Origin of the sequence: Streptomyces sp. SM18, assembly GCF_002910775.2 — a bacterium.
GTDB classification, from domain to species: domain Bacteria; phylum Actinomycetota; class Actinomycetes; order Streptomycetales; family Streptomycetaceae; genus Streptomyces; species Streptomyces halstedii.
In genome coordinates this window covers 3831131-3846245 of record NZ_CP029342.1, presented here as the reverse complement: position 1 = coordinate 3846245, position 15115 = coordinate 3831131, and the positions used below count along the sequence as shown (strand labels likewise).

14 protein-coding genes and 2 tRNA genes are annotated in these 15115 nt (G+C 70.8%); 5 read left to right on the top strand and 11 right to left on the bottom strand.

Annotated elements, in window-relative coordinates:
* Positions 1–496: 496 nt before the first annotated feature.
* A complete protein-coding gene (gene bldC, locus B9S64_RS17230) occupies positions 497–703 on the bottom strand; it encodes a developmental transcriptional regulator BldC (protein ID WP_003949541.1) in 207 nt (68 codons plus the stop codon).
* A 690-nt stretch (positions 704–1393) separates the two neighbouring features.
* Complete coding sequence (locus tag B9S64_RS17220; RefSeq protein ID WP_093530834.1) at positions 1394–2239, bottom strand: hypothetical protein; 846 nt, start codon at positions 2237–2239, stop codon at positions 1394–1396.
* 176 nt (positions 2240–2415) lie between these two features.
* On the opposite strand from B9S64_RS17220, the gene B9S64_RS17215 reads away from it, so the two are divergent.
* Positions 2416–3498 (top strand): Glu/Leu/Phe/Val dehydrogenase dimerization domain-containing protein, encoded by a 1083-nt coding sequence (locus B9S64_RS17215; RefSeq protein ID WP_103490989.1) that lies wholly within the window; start codon positions 2416–2418, stop codon positions 3496–3498.
* 322 nt (positions 3499–3820) lie between these two features.
* Positions 3821–4072: a DUF3073 domain-containing protein gene (locus B9S64_RS17210; protein ID WP_028443348.1), complete on the top strand. Its 252-nt coding sequence runs from the start codon at positions 3821–3823 to the stop codon at positions 4070–4072.
* A 200-nt stretch (positions 4073–4272) separates the two neighbouring features.
* Here B9S64_RS17210 and purM read toward each other — a convergent pair whose 3' ends face one another.
* From purM to purS, 9 genes are all read right to left on the bottom strand, one after another.
* Complete coding sequence (gene purM / locus B9S64_RS17205) at positions 4273–5346, bottom strand: phosphoribosylformylglycinamidine cyclo-ligase (RefSeq protein ID WP_103490988.1); 1074 nt, start codon at positions 5344–5346, stop codon at positions 4273–4275.
* A gap of 60 nt (positions 5347–5406) precedes the next feature.
* Entirely contained in the window at positions 5407–6933 is a 1527-nt protein-coding gene (purF, locus tag B9S64_RS17200; RefSeq protein ID WP_103490987.1) for an amidophosphoribosyltransferase, read from the bottom strand.
* A 457-nt stretch (positions 6934–7390) separates the two neighbouring features.
* On the bottom strand, positions 7391–8206 hold the full coding sequence (locus tag B9S64_RS17195; protein WP_103490993.1) for an META domain-containing protein: 816 nt from the start codon (positions 8204–8206) through the stop codon (positions 7391–7393).
* Between the two features lie 36 nt (positions 8207–8242).
* Positions 8243–9043 carry a maleylpyruvate isomerase family mycothiol-dependent enzyme gene (locus B9S64_RS17190; RefSeq protein ID WP_103490986.1) on the bottom strand — a complete coding sequence of 267 codons (801 nt, stop codon included), beginning with the start codon at positions 9041–9043 and terminating at the stop codon, positions 8243–8245.
* A gap of 155 nt (positions 9044–9198) precedes the next feature.
* Complete coding sequence (locus B9S64_RS17185; RefSeq protein WP_103490985.1) at positions 9199–10071, bottom strand: M23 family metallopeptidase; 873 nt, start codon at positions 10069–10071, stop codon at positions 9199–9201.
* A 25-nt stretch (positions 10072–10096) separates the two neighbouring features.
* The gene (locus B9S64_RS17180; protein WP_103490992.1) at positions 10097–10621 is read right to left on the bottom strand and encodes a helix-turn-helix transcriptional regulator; all 525 of its coding nucleotides are present in this window, start codon (positions 10619–10621) and stop codon (positions 10097–10099) included.
* Positions 10622–10722: 101 nt separating this feature from the next.
* Complete coding sequence (gene purL, locus B9S64_RS17175) at positions 10723–12972, bottom strand: phosphoribosylformylglycinamidine synthase subunit PurL (RefSeq protein WP_103490984.1); 2250 nt, start codon at positions 12970–12972, stop codon at positions 10723–10725.
* Positions 12969–13649, bottom strand: a complete 681-nt coding sequence (gene purQ, locus B9S64_RS17170) for a phosphoribosylformylglycinamidine synthase subunit PurQ (protein WP_103490983.1) — start codon at positions 13647–13649, stop codon at positions 12969–12971. Before purQ ends, purL begins: the two co-directional genes overlap by 4 nt.
* A complete protein-coding gene (gene purS / locus B9S64_RS17165) occupies positions 13646–13894 on the bottom strand; it encodes a phosphoribosylformylglycinamidine synthase subunit PurS (protein WP_103490982.1) in 249 nt (82 codons plus the stop codon). The genes purQ and purS overlap by 4 nt, the downstream gene beginning before the upstream one ends.
* A 371-nt stretch (positions 13895–14265) precedes the next feature.
* Here purS and B9S64_RS17160 point away from each other — a divergent pair, with 371 nt between their 5' ends.
* From B9S64_RS17160 to B9S64_RS17150, 3 genes are all read left to right on the top strand, one after another.
* On the top strand, positions 14266–14601 hold the full coding sequence (locus B9S64_RS17160; RefSeq protein ID WP_028443338.1) for an Lsr2 family protein: 336 nt from the start codon (positions 14266–14268) through the stop codon (positions 14599–14601).
* 153 nt (positions 14602–14754) lie between these two features.
* Positions 14755–14826, top strand: a tRNA-Gly gene (locus B9S64_RS17155).
* 79 nt (positions 14827–14905) lie between these two features.
* Positions 14906–14978: transfer RNA gene (locus B9S64_RS17150), tRNA-Gly, on the top strand.
* The last annotated feature ends 137 nt before the right edge of the window (positions 14979–15115 follow it).

Here is a 15115-nt window from a genome sequence, read left to right as displayed (position 1 = left end):
TGTGACGCGAGTCACTCAAACAGTTTTGGACGTGAGGGACTTTACTCACTTCCTACAACTGACGAATTTAATATGTGCAATTGCACTCCCCTTTCAGGCACATCCCGGACCGTTCGGTCGGAGCCGGCCCACGCTGCCCGGGACCCACACGAACAGTCCCGAACAGGCTCGCTCCGAGTCGCACACGACCCCCCGGGAAACCGACCCGTCGGCCTGTTCGCCGCCACCGCGCAGCGCGACCGCCCGACCGCGCGAAGCGACGGACCACCGGGGCCGCGGAGGCAGGGGGCGGGGACAAGGCCCCTGGACACAAAAAAGATCGCGCTGGACCCGGCGGAGTCCAGCGCGATCGAACGACGTGTCCTGCGTCTCACAGGTATGACGCCTGTTGGGGCAGGCGTCCGTCGTGTGGAGCTATGAGTGGGGCACCAGCGGGTTGGGGGACCCTTTCGGCGCCCTGGATGGAGCGGTGTGGCTGTGCGGCGACAGGGGTGTGTCAGGCCTCGCTGCGCTGCTGCGGAATACCCGCAAGCAGTGCGCGGACCTCTGCCTCGCGGTACCGGCGATGTCCACCGAGCGTGCGGATGGACGTGAGCTTGCCAGCCTTCGCCCAACGGGTGACCGTCTTCGGGTCCACGCGGAACATCGTGGCGACCTCAGCCGGGGTCAGCAGCGGCTCGGCATCAGGGGTGCGAGCGGTCATGAGCGGCCTCCTCGGGAGAACCGAACCATCTCGGTTCTTTCCTCTAAATTCTGCACCTTGACCCGCGTTGCCCGAAATGGCGGACGCGGGCCGAGTCGGTTATAGGACGAACGGCTTGTCCTCGGCACTACAACTACACCATCCGTCCAGCCACGTCGGCCAAACCGATGGAATTGCCCTCCCAGGTGTTCATCAGCGACGGAAGCCGATGGACCATGCCATAGCGGACAGTCACGCCCCAGTAACGATCAGTCACAGGGGCGAACAGGAGTCGCCAGAAGTCATCAGACCCCCCATAGCGAGCAATGCAGAGCATTCCGCCCATACATGGACGGAGAGAGCCCTCCCCGGACTCCTTGTCCTATTTTGGCATGAGGAGTAGGGAACGGCGCAAGGGCCCCGTTAGTGCTATCCGTCACGCTTGAGGCAAAGGCCCCGGTTCGGGACGTAGGTCCCGGACCACCACCGGCGTCCCGTCGCCACATAGTTCACACGCGTCACACAGGACACAGGTTCACGGCCCGTCAGTTCCCGTCAGGCCATCTCCGCCCACCTCCACCGGTCCGCCGGGCACTCCCGGGGGCTCACGGTGTCCTCGATGCCGGACACCTCACAGGTTGTCTCTTCCCTCCCGATCACCGCTCTATGCGGTGGTTGTGGCCACTTGTGACGGAAACCGGCCTCTGCCCCTCAGTTGGCGGACCGCCGCTCCCGCACCGCGCTCCAGCGCTCCACGAGGCGCCCGTACGCCACCCCCGCCGCGTCGCCGTCGCCGTCCCTCAGCGCCGCGATGCCCTCGGCCACGTCCGCCGCCGAGCGGTCCGCGGCCAGCAGCTCGCCGCTCAGCGCGTGCACCAGGCCGCCGTAGTCCAGCTCGACCAGGGCCTTCGGGTGGAACTCCTCCAGCCAGCGGCCCACGTCCACCAGCCCCTCGGTCAGCGGCCCTTCGTCGACCGTCTCCCGCAGCGTCCTGAGCGCCCGCGCCAGCCGGCGCCGGGCCTGCACCATCGGCGTGCGGTACCGCAGCAGCGGGCGGCCGTCGCCGTCACCGGCCGCCACGTACTCCCGCTCCTCGTCCGTGAAGAGCACGAACCAGCGGACCGGCACGTGCCACACCGTGGTGCGGATCCAAGGACGGGCGTCCGGGTTCCGCTCCGCCCAGCGTTCGTGGTCCGCGGCGGCCTGGGCACGCACCACCGGAGGCAGGACCACGTCCAGCACATTGGCCGGAAACAGACCCTCTAGTTCCTCCAGCGCCAGCCATCCGCGCATCCGGGTCCGCCACGGGCAGACGCACACCACCCCGTCGATCTCCGCGACGAAGGCGTCCCCGCTCTCGCGCTCCGGGACCGCCACCGGCGGGGTGGGCACCAAGTCCGCCAGGGACCGGCGCAGTTCGTCCTGAGCCGTGGGCCGGCCGGGACGCCCCGCGTAGCGGGCCCAGTGGCTCCGCTCGGGCTCCTGGAAGGCGACGAGCGGCTCGTACACCCGCAGGTAGGACGCGTAGGGGACGAGCACCGAAGACACCACCGACATGCAGCAGATCGTGTCACGCCGGTACTCCGCCAGGGGGTGATCCCGGGCACCGGCAGGGACCCGCGTGTCCGGAGGACTTACGCTCGTGCCCAGTCGGGCCGGCCGCGCCGGTCGGCCCGGGGTCCTCCCCACCTCCAGGAGGGCCTTCCGCCGCTTCGTACTTGGGAGTCACCACAGTGACCGATGTGACCGACGGCGTCCTGCACACCCTGTTCCACTCGGATCAGGGAGGCCACGAGCAGGTCGTGGTCTGCCAGGACCGTGCCACCGGCCTCAAGGCCGTCATCGCCCTCCACTCCACCGCCCTGGGCCCCGCCCTCGGCGGCACCCGCTTCTACCCGTACGCCTCCGAGGAGGCGGCCGTCGCGGACGCGCTCAACCTGTCCCGCGGCATGTCGTACAAGAACGCCATGGCCGGGCTCGGCCACGGCGGTGGCAAGGCCGTGATCATCGGGGACCCCGAGCTGATCAAGTCCGAGGAACTGCTGCTGGCCTACGGCCGGTTCGTGGCCTCGCTCGGCGGCCGCTACGTGACCGCCTGCGACGTCGGGACCTACGTCGCCGACATGGACGTCGTCGCCCGCGAGTGCCGCTGGACCACCGGACGCTCCCCCGAGAACGGCGGCGCCGGCGACTCCTCGGTGCTCACCGCGTACGGCGTGTTCCAGGGCATGCGCGCCAGCGCCCAGCACCTGTGGGGCGACCCCACGCTGCGCGGCCGCAAGGTCGGCGTGGCCGGTGTCGGCAAGGTGGGTCACCACCTGGTCGAGCACCTGCTCAGCGACGGGGCCGAGGTGATCGTGACGGACGTCCGCGAGGAGTCCGTACGCCGGATCACGGACCTGCACCCCGGAGTCACCGTGGCCGTGGACACCGACGCGCTGATCCGCACCGAGGGGCTCGACATCTACGCTCCGTGCGCGCTCGGTGGCGCGCTCGACGACGCCAGCGTCGCCGCGCTCACCGCGCGGGTGGTCTGCGGGGCCGCCAACAACCAGCTCGCCCACCCGGGGGTGGAGAAGGACCTTGCCGACCGTTCGGTTCTGTACGCCCCGGACTACGTGGTCAACGCCGGCGGGGTGATCCAGGTCGCCGACGAGCTCCAGGGCTTCGACTTCGACCGGTGCAAGGCGAAGGCCTCGAAGATCTTCGACACCACGCTGGCCATATTCGCACGTGCGAAGGCGGACGGGATTCCGCCGGCCGCCGCGGCCGACCGGATCGCCGAGCAGCGGATGGCGGAGGCCGCCGGCCGCTGAACCGGTCCGCACAGGCCGCCGGCCCCGCCACCGGGCCGCCTCGGGCGGGGTGGCGGGGCCGGCGGCCGAGCGGGGAGACAAGACTCACTCCGGTCGGCGGGTCGGCCGTCCGGAAGAGGTTAAAATCGCCGTTGACCAGCGAGGACAGGCTCCGCGAAGGTCACGTGAACAGGCGCGTGAGGCGGGCGGCGTACCGTATGCCCGACGAAGCAGGTACGGTTAAAGCCACGGGCGCGGTCTCTCAGCCGAGAGTCCGTCCCGAAACATGAACGCGTGTCAAGACTCTGGGGCCGTCGAGCCCCGTCACCGAGGGGGTCGAGCCATGGGGCGCGGCCGGGCAAAGGCCAAGCAGACAAAGGTCGCCCGCCAGCTGAAGTACAGCACCGGCGGGACTGACCTGTCGCGTCTGGCCAATGAGCTGGGCGCATCGACTTCTAGTCAACCACCGAACGCCGAGCCGTTCGAGGACGACGACGAGGAAGATGACCCGTACGCACAGTACGCGGATCTGTATAACGACGACGCGGACGAGGACGAACAGTCCGGTCCGTCGTCACAGCGTCGCGGCGCTTGACCTCGCGCTGACACATCAGCCCGGTCCGGGTCCGCCCGGACCGGGTTCTGTGCTGTCCCGGCCGGGCGGACGATCTCCGACCCGTCCGGCACGGCGCGGTTTCGTCGTGCCCGGAACCGCTTCGTCGTGTCCACAGCGCCCCGGCGCCCACGGGCCCGGCGGTGGCGCACCGGGCCCGTCGACATGCCGTCGCGGGGCCTCTACCGTGCGTAGTCGCCCGTCAGTGCCGCACCGGTGGTGTGGGCACCGCGGTCGGTGATCTCACCGGCGACCCAGGCCTCCACGCCCCTGTCCGCCAGCGTTGTGAGTGCCGCGCCCACCGAGTCGGCGGGCACGATCGCGATCATGCCGACGCCCATGTTGAGGGTCTTCTCCAGCTCCAGGCGCTCGACCTTGCCGGCCGTGCCGACCACGTCGAAGACGGGGCCGGGCGTCCAGGTGGACCGGTCGACCGTGGCGTGCAGGGAGTCCGGCACGACGCGGGCCAGGTTGTTGGCCAGGCCGCCGCCCGTGACGTGGCTGAAGCCGTGGACCTCGGTGGTGCGGGTGAGGGCGAGGCAGTCCAGGGAGTAGATCCTGGTGGGCTCCAGGAGCTCTTCGCCCAGGGTCCTGCCGAACTCCTCGACCTGCCGGTCCAGGGACCAGCCGGCCCGGTCGAAGACCACGTGGCGCACGAGCGAGTACCCGTTCGAGTGAAGACCGGACGACGCCATCGCGATCACCACGTCACCCTTGCGGATACGGTCCGGGCCGAGCATCAGGTCGGCCTCGACCACGCCCGTCCCGGCGCCGGCGACGTCGAAGTCGTCGGGACCCAGCAGCCCGGGGTGCTCGGCGGTCTCGCCGCCGACGAGGGCGCAGCCCGCCAGGACGCAGCCCTCGGCGATGCCCTTGACGAGGGCCGCGACGCGCTCCGGGTGCACCTTGCCGACGCAGATGTAGTCGGTCATGAACAGCGGCTCGGCACCGCAGACGACGAGGTCGTCGACGACCATGCCGACGAGGTCGCGGCCGATGGTGTCGTAGACCCCCATACGGCGGGCCAGATCGACCTTCGTACCGACGCCGTCGGTGGCGGAGGCGAGCAGCGGGCGCTCGTAGCGCTTGAGGGCCGAGGCGTCGAAGAGGCCGGCGAACCCGCCGAGGCCGCCGAGGCCCTCGACCTCGGGACGCCTGGTCTTCTTCACCCACTCCTTCATCAGCTCGACGGCGCGGTCACCGGCTTCGATGTCGACGCCGGCCGCCGCGTAGGAAGCACCTGTTGTCTCAGACATTGCCCGGGATCTTTCGTGTCGGAATACGGGGCTGGTGGGGAGGACGCCGGTCGGTCCGGGTCACGGACGACGCAGCGCGTCGGCCGCCGCGGTGGCGGCGGGGCCGGCCGCCAGCTCGGTCTCCAGCAGCTGCTTGCCGAGCAGCTCCGGGTCCGGGAGCTCCATCGGGTACTCGCCGTCGAAGCAGGCGCGGCACAGGTCCGGCTTGTCGATCGTCGTCGCCTCGATCATCGAGTCGATCGAGATGTAGGCGAGCGAGTCGGCGCCCATGGAGGTGGCGATCTCGTCGACGGACATGCCGTTGGCGATCAGCTCGGCGCGGGTCGCGAAGTCGATGCCGAAGAAGCAGGGCCACTTCACGGGCGGGGAGGAGATCCGGATGTGGATCTCGGCGGCGCCGGCCTCCCGGAGCATCCGGACCAGCGCGCGCTGGGTGTTGCCGCGGACGATCGAGTCGTCCACGACCACCAGGCGCTTGCCCTTGATGACTTCCTTGAGCGGGTTCAGCTTGAGGCGGATGCCGAGCTGGCGGATGGTCTGCGACGGCTGGATGAAGGTCCGGCCGACGTAGGCGTTCTTGACCAGTCCGGCGCCGAACGGGATACCGCTCGCCTCGGCGTAGCCGATGGCCGCGGGGGTCCCCGATTCCGGCGTCGCTATGACGAGGTCCGCCTCGGCGGGGGCTTCCGCCGCGAGCCTGCGGCCCATCTCGACGCGGGAGAGATAGACGTTCCGGCCCGCGATGTCGGTGTCGGGCCGGGCCAGGTAGACGTACTCGAAGACACAGCCCTTGGGCTTCGCTTCCGCGAATCGAGAGGTCCGCAGACCGTTCTCGTCGATCGCGACGAGCTCGCCCGGTTCGATCTCGCGGACGAAGCTGGCGCCGCAGATGTCCAGGGCTGCGGACTCGGAGGCGACCACCCAGCCGCGCTCCAGCCTGCCGAGGACCAGCGGGCGGATGCCCTGCGGGTCGCGGGCCGCGTAGAGGGTGTGCTCGTCCATGAAGACGAGCGAGAAGGCCCCCTTGACCTCGGGGAGGACCGTCGCTGCGGCCTCCTCGACGGTCAGCGGCTTGTCGTCGGCGTCCCGCTGGCCGGCCAGCAGGGCGGTCACCAGATCGGTGTCGTTGGTCGCCGCGACCTGCGTCGCGCGGCCGTCCCTGCGCGGGAGGTCGGCGACCATCTCCGCGAGCTGGGCCGTGTTGACCAGGTTGCCGTTGTGGCCCAGGGCGATCGATCCGTGCGCGGTGGCACGGAACGTCGGCTGGGCGTTCTCCCACACCGAGGCACCGGTGGTGGAGTAGCGGGCATGACCGACCGCGATATGGCCCTGGAGCGATCCCAGGGACGTTTCGTCGAAGACCTGCGAGACCAGTCCCATGTCCTTGAAGACGAGGATCTGGGACCCGTTGCTCACTGCGATGCCCGCGGACTCCTGTCCACGGTGCTGCAGGGCATACAGTCCGAAATAGGTGAGCTTGGCGACCTCTTCGCCCGGAGCCCAGACACCGAAGACGCCGCAAGCGTCCTGGGGGCCTTTCTCTCCGGGGAGCAGGTCGTGGTTGAGTCGTCCATCACCACGAGGCACGGCACCGAGTGTAGGGGAGATCGACCACCGGTCCGAATTGGGTGGCCCCCACATCGGCCCTCGGAAGGTGCGTGGGGGAAGGCCACGAGGGGATTCCCGTACGCGTTCGACGCCACCCGTGACGGTCACCGGGAGTGACCACCGCCGGGCGGTGATCGGCGCCGTTCAGCGCCCGGAGGTCTTTCGTCGCCCGGAATGAGGGGCGGTTACCGGCCGGTCGGGCCGTACGGGGAGCGGCGGCGCGGGCCGGTCGCTCGTGGCGCTCGGTGAACCGGGGCACCGGGCGCGGCGGACGCTGGCCGAACGCTCGTTTCGTGGCGAGCCTCACACTGCGGGGGCCGGGATCGGACGCCGTGGAGCCGCTGGGTGTCCGCACTTCGGGACGGGGCGGGGCCATGGGGCGCCTCCCGCCGGTCCGTGCCCCGCGCCCCGGCACCCCCGCCGGCCCGTGCCACCGTCAGCCCGGCACCTCCTGAGCCGTCGCCGCCAGTCCCCTGCCGCTCGGCGCCGTGAGGGACAGGTCGCGGTGGCGCAGCTCGTACGTCGTCCTGCCGTCCAGCACCTCCAGCAGCGCGCGCTCCACCTCCATCCGCTCGGGCGGGCACATCTTCCGGGTGGAGGCGAGCGCGCCGAAGGTGATCGTGGAGCCGGAGACGGCCGCCTCGCCGTGGAAGGAGTTGCAGCCGAGGTTCCCCTCCACCGAGCCGTCCTCGCCGAAGGTGAGCACGGCCCGCCCCTCCGCGCCGGTGGGCAGGCTGGTGGCGCTCTCTCCCGTGACCAGCGAGGTGACCTTCCAGGTGGTGCCGGTCAGCGGGGCCGGAGGCTGAGCGGCGAGGGTGATCCGGTCGCCGTCGGCCGTGGTCAGGGTCAGGGTCCGTCCGCTGCCCCGCCCGGTGACCGAGGCCTTCAGTTCGCCGTCGAGGGCGCGGGCCAGCGCCGTCTCGAACCGCTGGACGTCCTGCTCGCAGCCCATGGCGGTGGTGGTGGCCGGGCCCAGGGTGACGCTGTCCGCGCCGATCCGGGCGTCGGCGGTGAAGCGGTTGCAGCCGAAACTCCCCTCGGCCGTGCCCGAGGGGCCGAACTCCACATGGGCCCCGGCGGGGGCGGCCGTTCTCTCTCCGCCCACGGTCAGGGAGGTCACGCTCCAGTGGACACCGGTGACGGCCGCCTCCTCCCGCACGGAGCCGTCGCCGCCTCCGGGCCCCGGTTCCGTACCGCAGGCGGCGAGCGTGAGAAGGGTCAGGACTCCGACGAGCGTACGAGGCTGGCGCATGGCCATGGGACGGGCCGACCGGTGGATCGGGTTCCCTCAGCCCAGGAGCGGCAGCGGCTCGGACAGGTCGGCCCGCTCGCCGCTCGCCCGGACCTCCGCCGCCTCCAGCGCCCGCTCCCATGTCGTACGCCCGGTGGCCAGGCGGATCCAGGTGAGCGGATCGGTCTCCACGACGTTGGGCGGGGTGCCCCGGGTGTGCTTCGGGCCGCCGACGCACTGGACGACGGCGAAGGGCGGGATCCGCACCTCGACCGAGCCGCCCGGCACCCGGTCGGCGAGGGTGTCCGCCAGCAGACGCACGCAGGCCGCGAGCGCCTGCCGGTCGTACGGGATGTCGAGGCCGGCCGCGCGGTTCAGGTCGTCGGTGTGCACGACGAGTTCGACGGTACGGGTGACGAGGAAGTCGCCCAGCCGCATGGTGCCCGCCCGGGTCGTCAGCAGCCGGTCCGCCGGAGCGCCGGGGACCAGCCGCGCGAACCGGTCGGCGGTCTCGTCGTACAGCGCGCCGAGGTCCGGGTGGCCGGCGGCCAGGGACCGGGCGTCCTGTGCGATGCCCGGCCCGCGCGGTGCGGTGGTCGAGGCCCACTCCAGCAGTCCGAGGCGGGGCTCGCGGCCGGCCGGCTCCGGCAGCTCCAGCTCGCGGCTGACGCGTGCGAGCCCGGCGGTGACATGGACGGCCAGCTCCCGCACGGTCCACTCCCCCAGCCCTGACGGCCGGGCGAGCCGCTCGGCCGTCAGGGTGCGCACGGCCTGGCTCAGATGGCCGAACTGGGCGAGAACGGCGGTCCGGGTCCGGGAGGGGTCGTACGCGCGCGGGCGCTTCTTGGCCGGGGGCATGGGGCGAGACTAACCGGCCCCTACGACAACGGCCCCGGCCCGGATCCGCGCGCGGCCCCCGGCGCGGCCCGGACCCGCACACGCCGCACCGGGGCCCGGTCACGGTCCGCACGCGGTGCCCCGTCCGTCGGCCGGTACGGACGGCTCCCGGACCGTCAGCCCGTACGGACGTCCGCCCCGGTGACGTCCGCCCCAGCCTCGGACGTCTTGGCCACGGACGTCTCGGCCACGAACGTCTCGCCGTTCGCCGGGACGCCGATGCCCCGCCAGGTGAAGGGCACCCCCCGGGCCACGTCCGGATCCGGGTGGTCCATGAGCTGGAAGTGCACGTGCGGCTCGGTGGAGTTGCCCGAGTTGCCGCACCGGGCGAGCTGCTCCCCGGCCCGCACGGTGTCCCCCGCCCTCACCCGGAGCGAGCCGCGCCGCAGGTGCGCGTACAGGGCGTACGTCCCGCCGCCGAGGTCGAGCACCAGGTGGTTGCCGACGATCCGGCGCGCGCCCGCCATGTCGCGCACGGACGCCTCGACCAGCATCAGATAGGCCAGGGCCGGGCCCGAGTTCCGGCTGAGGTGGTCGCGCTGGCCGTCGCTCGCGTGGACGACGGTGCCGTCCGCCACCGCCAGCAGCGGGGCACCGAAGGCCGGGAAGTCCGAGGCGCGGCGGACGACGGGCCACAGCCACCGGAAGGGCGGACGGCTTCCCTCCGCCTCCGGTTCGGCGACGACGTCGATCGCGTACGACTGCCCGTAGGCGTGGACACCGTGGCTGGGCACCCGGTCGGCCGGGCTGTTGAGCGCCCGCCACCGCCCGGACACCGGCGGACCGACCTCGACGGCGGGCCGGGTCCTCGCCACCTCACGCCCGCTGAGACGGCCCAGCACCACGGTGACGGCGACGGCGACCGCCGCGGGCACGAACGTCAGCCCGAAGGGGAGGACCGGGTCGGCGAAGACCCCCACCAGCACCAGAACGACGAAGACGATCCAGCAGCAACGGCTCAGGATCATCGCGGCTTTGCGTACGGACACGGTCCTCCCCCTCGTCACGGGTCCCTCAGGGCCGGGCGGCCGTGAGGACCACCAGCAGCGGCACGACCCGGGTGCCGGGCACCTCGTACCGTCCGCGGCCGGTGGTGTGCAGCCAGCCCGCGCCGGTCAGCAGGCGCAGGTGGTGGTAGATCTGACCGGTCGTCCCGGTCGCGTCCAGCTCGGCCAGCTCGGCCGCGGTGCGCCGGCCCGCGAGGATCTCGCGGAGGAGCCGCAGCCGCACCGGGTGGCCCAGCGCCGCCAGCGGTTCGGCGGCCTCCGCCCAGTCGGGGCGGTACTCCTCGGTGCCCAGGAGCCCGATCGTGAGCGCGCCGTACTGCCACTCGTACCGCTCCCCGGCGGGCAGCCGGACCGTGCCGGTGAACAGCACCCCGCCGTCCGCCGCGGCCTCCCCGAGCCGGTCGAACTGGTCCTTGAGCCCGTCCAGCGCCCAGAAGTCGCCGTCGTCGAGCACCGGCGGCGCACCCTCCGCCGCCTGCTCCAGCACCGCGATGCGGCGCTCCAGCTCGGCGACGCGTTCCTCAAGCTCCATGTCCACAACCTTACGTAATTACGTAATCTCAATCAACAGGGAACGCCGAAGCCCCCGACCGGTCGGCCCGGACGGGGGCTTCGGATGGATCGGGAAAAGGATCAGGCGAACAGGTCCCTCAGGGTCCCCTCGTGGGCCGTACGCAGCTCACCCAGCGGAATGCCGAACTCGCCCTGGACCTCGATCTCGTCACCGTCCACGACACCGACGCGGGTGGCGGGCAGACCCCGCGCACCGCACATGTCGGTGAAGCGGAGCTCCTCGCTGCGCGGGACCGACACGACCGCCCGGCCGGCCGACTCCGAGAACAGGAAGGTGAACGCGTCCAGACCGTCCGGCACCACCAGCCGGGCACCCTTCCCGCCGCGCAGGCAGGACTCGGTGACCGCCTGGATCAGACCGCCGTCGGAGAGGTCGTGGGCCGCGTCGATCATGCCGTCGCGGGAGCCCGAGATCAGGATCTCGCCGAGCAGCTTCTCGCGGCCCAGGTCGACCGCGGGCGGCATTCCGCCGAGGTGCTGGTGGACGACCTCGGACCAGGCCGAGCCGCCGAACTCCTCACGGGTGTCGCCCAGCAGGTAGAGCAGCTGGCCCTCCTCGGCGAACGCGACCGGCGTACGCCGGGTGACGTCGTCGATCACCCCGAGCACGGCCACGACCGGCGTCGGGTGGATCGCCGTCTCACCGGTCTGGTTGTACAGCGAGACGTTGCCGCCGGTGACCGGCGTGCCCAGCTCCAGGCAGCCGTCCGCCAGACCGCGGGTGGCCTCGGCGAACTGCCACATGACGTCCGGGTCCTCGGGCGAACCGAAGTTCAGGCAGTCGGAGATCGCGAGCGGCTTGGCACCGGAGGCGGCCACGTTGCGGTAGGACTCCGCCAGCGCCAGCTGCGCCCCGGTGTACGGGTCGAGCTTGGCGTACCGGCCGTTGCCGTCGGTCGCCATGGCCACGCCCAGGTTCGACTTCTCGTCGATCCGGACCATGCCCGCGTCCTCCGGCATCGCCAGCACGGTGTTGCCCTGGACGAAGCGGTCGTACTGGTCGGTGATCCAGGACTTGGACGCCTGGTTCGGGGAGGCGACCAGCTGGAGGACCTGCTCGCGCAGCTCGGCGCCGTTCGCCGGGCGGGCGAGCTTCCCGGCGTCGTCGGCCTGGAGCGCGTCCTGCCAGGACGGCCGCGCGAACGGCCGGTGGTAGGTCGGGCCCTCGTGCGCGACGGACCGCGGCGGCACGTCCACGATCTGCTCGCCGTGCCAGAAGATCTCCAGCTGGGAGCCCTCGGTCACCTCACCGATGACGGTGGCGATGACGTCCCACTTCTCGCAGATCTCCAGGAAGCGGTCCACGTGCCGCGGCTCGACGATCGCGCACATGCGCTCCTGCGACTCGCTCATGAGGATCTCCTCGGGCGAGAGCGAGGAGTCGCGCAGCGGCACGGTGTCCAGCTCGACGCGCATCCCGCCGGAGCCGGCGCTCGCCAGCTCGCTGGTGGCGCAGGAGAGCCCGGCACCGCCGAGGTCCTGGATGCCCGCGACCAGCTTCTCCCGGAAGATCTCCAGGGTGCACTCGATGAGGAGCTTCTCCTGGAACGGGTCGCCGACCTGGACGGCCGGGCGCTTGGCCGGACCGGTGGACTCGAAGGTCTCGGAGGCCAGGACGGAGACCCCGCCGATGCCGTCGCCGCCCGTGCGGGCGCCGTACAGGATGACCTTGTTGCCCGGCCCGGAGGCCTTGGCCAGGTGGATGTCCTCGTGCTTCATCACACCGATGCAGCCGGCGTTGACGAGCGGGTTGCCCTGGTAGCAGGCGTCGAAGACGACCTCGCCGCCGATGTTGGGCAGGCCCAGGCAGTTGCCGTAGCCGCCGATGCCCGCGACCACACCGGGCAGCACGCGCCGGGTGTCGGGGTGGTCGGCCGCGCCGAAGCGCAGCGGGTCCACGACCGCGACCGGGCGGGCGCCCATGGCGAGGATGTCGCGGACGATGCCGCCGACGCCGGTGGCCGCGCCCTGGTAGGGCTCGATGTACGAGGGGTGGTTGTGCGACTCGACCTTGAAGGTCACCGCGTACCCCTGGCCGACGTCGACCACACCGGCGTTCTCACCGATGCCGACGAGCATCGCGTCGTTGGCGGGGACCTTCTCGCCGAACTGCTTGAGGTGGACCTTGCTGCTCTTGTAGGAGCAGTGCTCGGACCACATCACGGAGTACATGGCGAGCTCGGCGCCGGTGGGACGGCGGCCCAGGATCTCGCGGATCCGCGCGTACTCGTCCTCCTTGAGGCCGAGTTCCTTCCAGGGCTGCTCGGTGTCCGGGGTTTCGGCCGCGTGCTCGACCGTGTCCAGGCTCATGCGTTGACCAGCTTCTTGATGATCGAGGTGAAGAACCCGAGGCCGTCGGTGCGGCCGGTGCCGATGAGCGGCTCCACGGCGTGCTCCGGGTGCGGCATCAGGCCGACGACGTTCCCGGCGGCGTTCGTGATGCCGGCGATGTCGCGCAGCGAGCCGTTGGGGTTGCCGTCGAGGTAGCGGAACGCGACGCGCCCCTCGGCCTCCAGCTCGTCGAGCGTGCGCTCGTCGGCGGTGTACCGGCCGTCCATGTTCTTCAGCGGTACGGAGATCTCCTGGCCCGGGGTGTAGTCCGAGGTCCAGGCGGTCTCCGCGTTCTCCACCCGCAGCTTCTGGTCGCGGCAGACGAAGTGCAGGTGGTTGTTGCGGAGCATCGCGCCGGGCAGCAGATGTGCCTCGGTGAGGATCTGGAAGCCGTTGCAGATGCCGAGGACCGGCATGCCCGCGCGGGCCTGCTCGATGACCGTCTCCATCACCGGCGAGAAGCGGGAGATGGCTCCGGCGCGGAGGTAGTCCCCGTACGAGAAGCCGCCGGCCAGCACGACCGCGTCGACCTGGTGCAGGTCCGTGTCGCGGTGCCAGAGCGGGACGGGCTCGGCGCCCGCCACCCGGACGGCCCGCAGGGCGTCCTGGTCGTCCAGGGTCCCGGGGAAGGTGACGACGCCGATACGGGAGGTCACTTCTCCTCCACCGTGACGACGAAGTCCTCGATCACGGTGTTGGCGAGGAAGGTCTCCGCCAACGCGTGGATGCGGGCGAGGGCGGCGTCGTCGACCGGCCCCTCGACTTCGAGTTCGAAACGCTTTCCCTGGCGGACGTCCGCGATTCCGTCGAAGCCGAGACGGGGCAGCGCGCGCTGCACGGCCTGTCCCTGCGGGTCGAGGATCTCGGGCTTGAGCATGACGTCGACTACGACGCGTGCCACTGGCACTCCCGGTGGTGTGGTGCGGCTGAGTCTCCGAGGGGTTCCCCATCCCCACGGGTCCACTCAGCGTACCTGGCCCAAAATTCTACGCGGGTAGATATCGGGCGTACCGGATCATGCCGAGATATCGGAGGCGACAACACGCAGGGAAAGTCTCGGGAAAGAATCTTCACCCGGATTGCACGCGGACACGCGGAGGTAATTGGCTGGGCTTCACCATGCGGCTCCCACCGCTGTACAAATGATTACCGGGGAAAGCAGGATTACCCCCGGAACAGTCGACAGCCGTCGATACGTATCCGCCCAGCCGCCGGAAGGCCGGCATCAGCGCATGTCAGACGCGAGGGTGCCGCAGGAAAGGAACGATATCCGTGGCTCAGCGCGTCGTGGTCACACTCTCCGACGACATCGACGGAGGAGAAGCGGCGGAAACGGTCGCCTTCGCCCTGGACGGGAAGTCGTACGAGATCGACCTCAATCCCGCCAACGCGAAGAAACTGCGCAACGCCCTGGCTCCGTACGTGGCGGCCGGCCGAAAGCAGACAAATACCGGCAAGCGCGGCAAGCCCCCGGTCACGTACCACCACACGGCCGTCGCCCCCGATCCCGCGGCCGTGCGCGCCTGGGCGCGCTCGCACCGGATGGAGGTGCCGGCCCGCGGCCGGATCCCCAAGAAGGTCTACGAGGCGTTCCAGGCCGCCAGTTGACCCCTGGGACCGGAATGTTCCCATCCGCTTCCGGTCCGGGAGGGGGCCCTCGGCGGCGCCCCGGGGAGCCGACTTGCACAACACCCCCGCAGGTCGGCTAGAGTCTGGAGCACGCCGAAGGGCAAGGCCGAAAAGCCGGGCCCCAAGCAGCGTGCGGGTGTAGTTCAGTAGTAGAACATCCCCCTTCCAGGGGGAAGGCGCAGTGTGCAATTCCTGTCACCCGCTCTGCATCGCCTTACCGGACCACTTCGTGGATCAGGTAGAGTGGTGGAAGCACCACCGGTGAAAGCCGAGTGGTCGCCATGCGGACGTAGCTCAGTTGGTAGAGCGCAACCTTGCCAAGGTTGAGGTCGCCAGTTCGAACCTGGTCGTCCGCTCTTGTTCAAAGGCTCCGGTCGATATTCGACCGGAGCCTTTGTCATTTTCATGGCCCGTCACTCCCGGCCGCCTCCGCCGCCCCGGTCCGCCCATGACGTTTGTCATGAGCAGTGATGACAGCGCGCACTGCTCACGG

Coding starts and splice junctions, on each gene's coding strand:
- B9S64_RS17180 (WP_103490992.1), bottom strand. CDS start 10,621: ATGGAGCTTGAGGAACGCGTCGCCGAGCTGGAGCGCCGCATCGCGGTG.
- bldC (WP_003949541.1), bottom strand. CDS start 703: ATGACCGCTCGCACCCCTGATGCCGAGCCGCTGCTGACCCCGGCTGAG.
- B9S64_RS17210 (WP_028443348.1), top strand. CDS start 3,821: ATGGGGCGCGGCCGGGCAAAGGCCAAGCAGACAAAGGTCGCCCGCCAG.
- B9S64_RS17190 (WP_103490986.1), bottom strand. CDS start 9,043: ATGCCCCCGGCCAAGAAGCGCCCGCGCGCGTACGACCCCTCCCGGACC.
- purM (WP_103490988.1), bottom strand. CDS start 5,346: ATGTCTGAGACAACAGGTGCTTCCTACGCGGCGGCCGGCGTCGACATC.
- B9S64_RS17195 (WP_103490993.1), bottom strand. CDS start 8,206: ATGCGCCAGCCTCGTACGCTCGTCGGAGTCCTGACCCTTCTCACGCTC.
- B9S64_RS17220 (WP_093530834.1), bottom strand. CDS start 2,239: ATGTCGGTGGTGTCTTCGGTGCTCGTCCCCTACGCGTCCTACCTGCGG.
- purL (WP_103490984.1), bottom strand. CDS start 12,972: ATGAGCCTGGACACGGTCGAGCACGCGGCCGAAACCCCGGACACCGAG.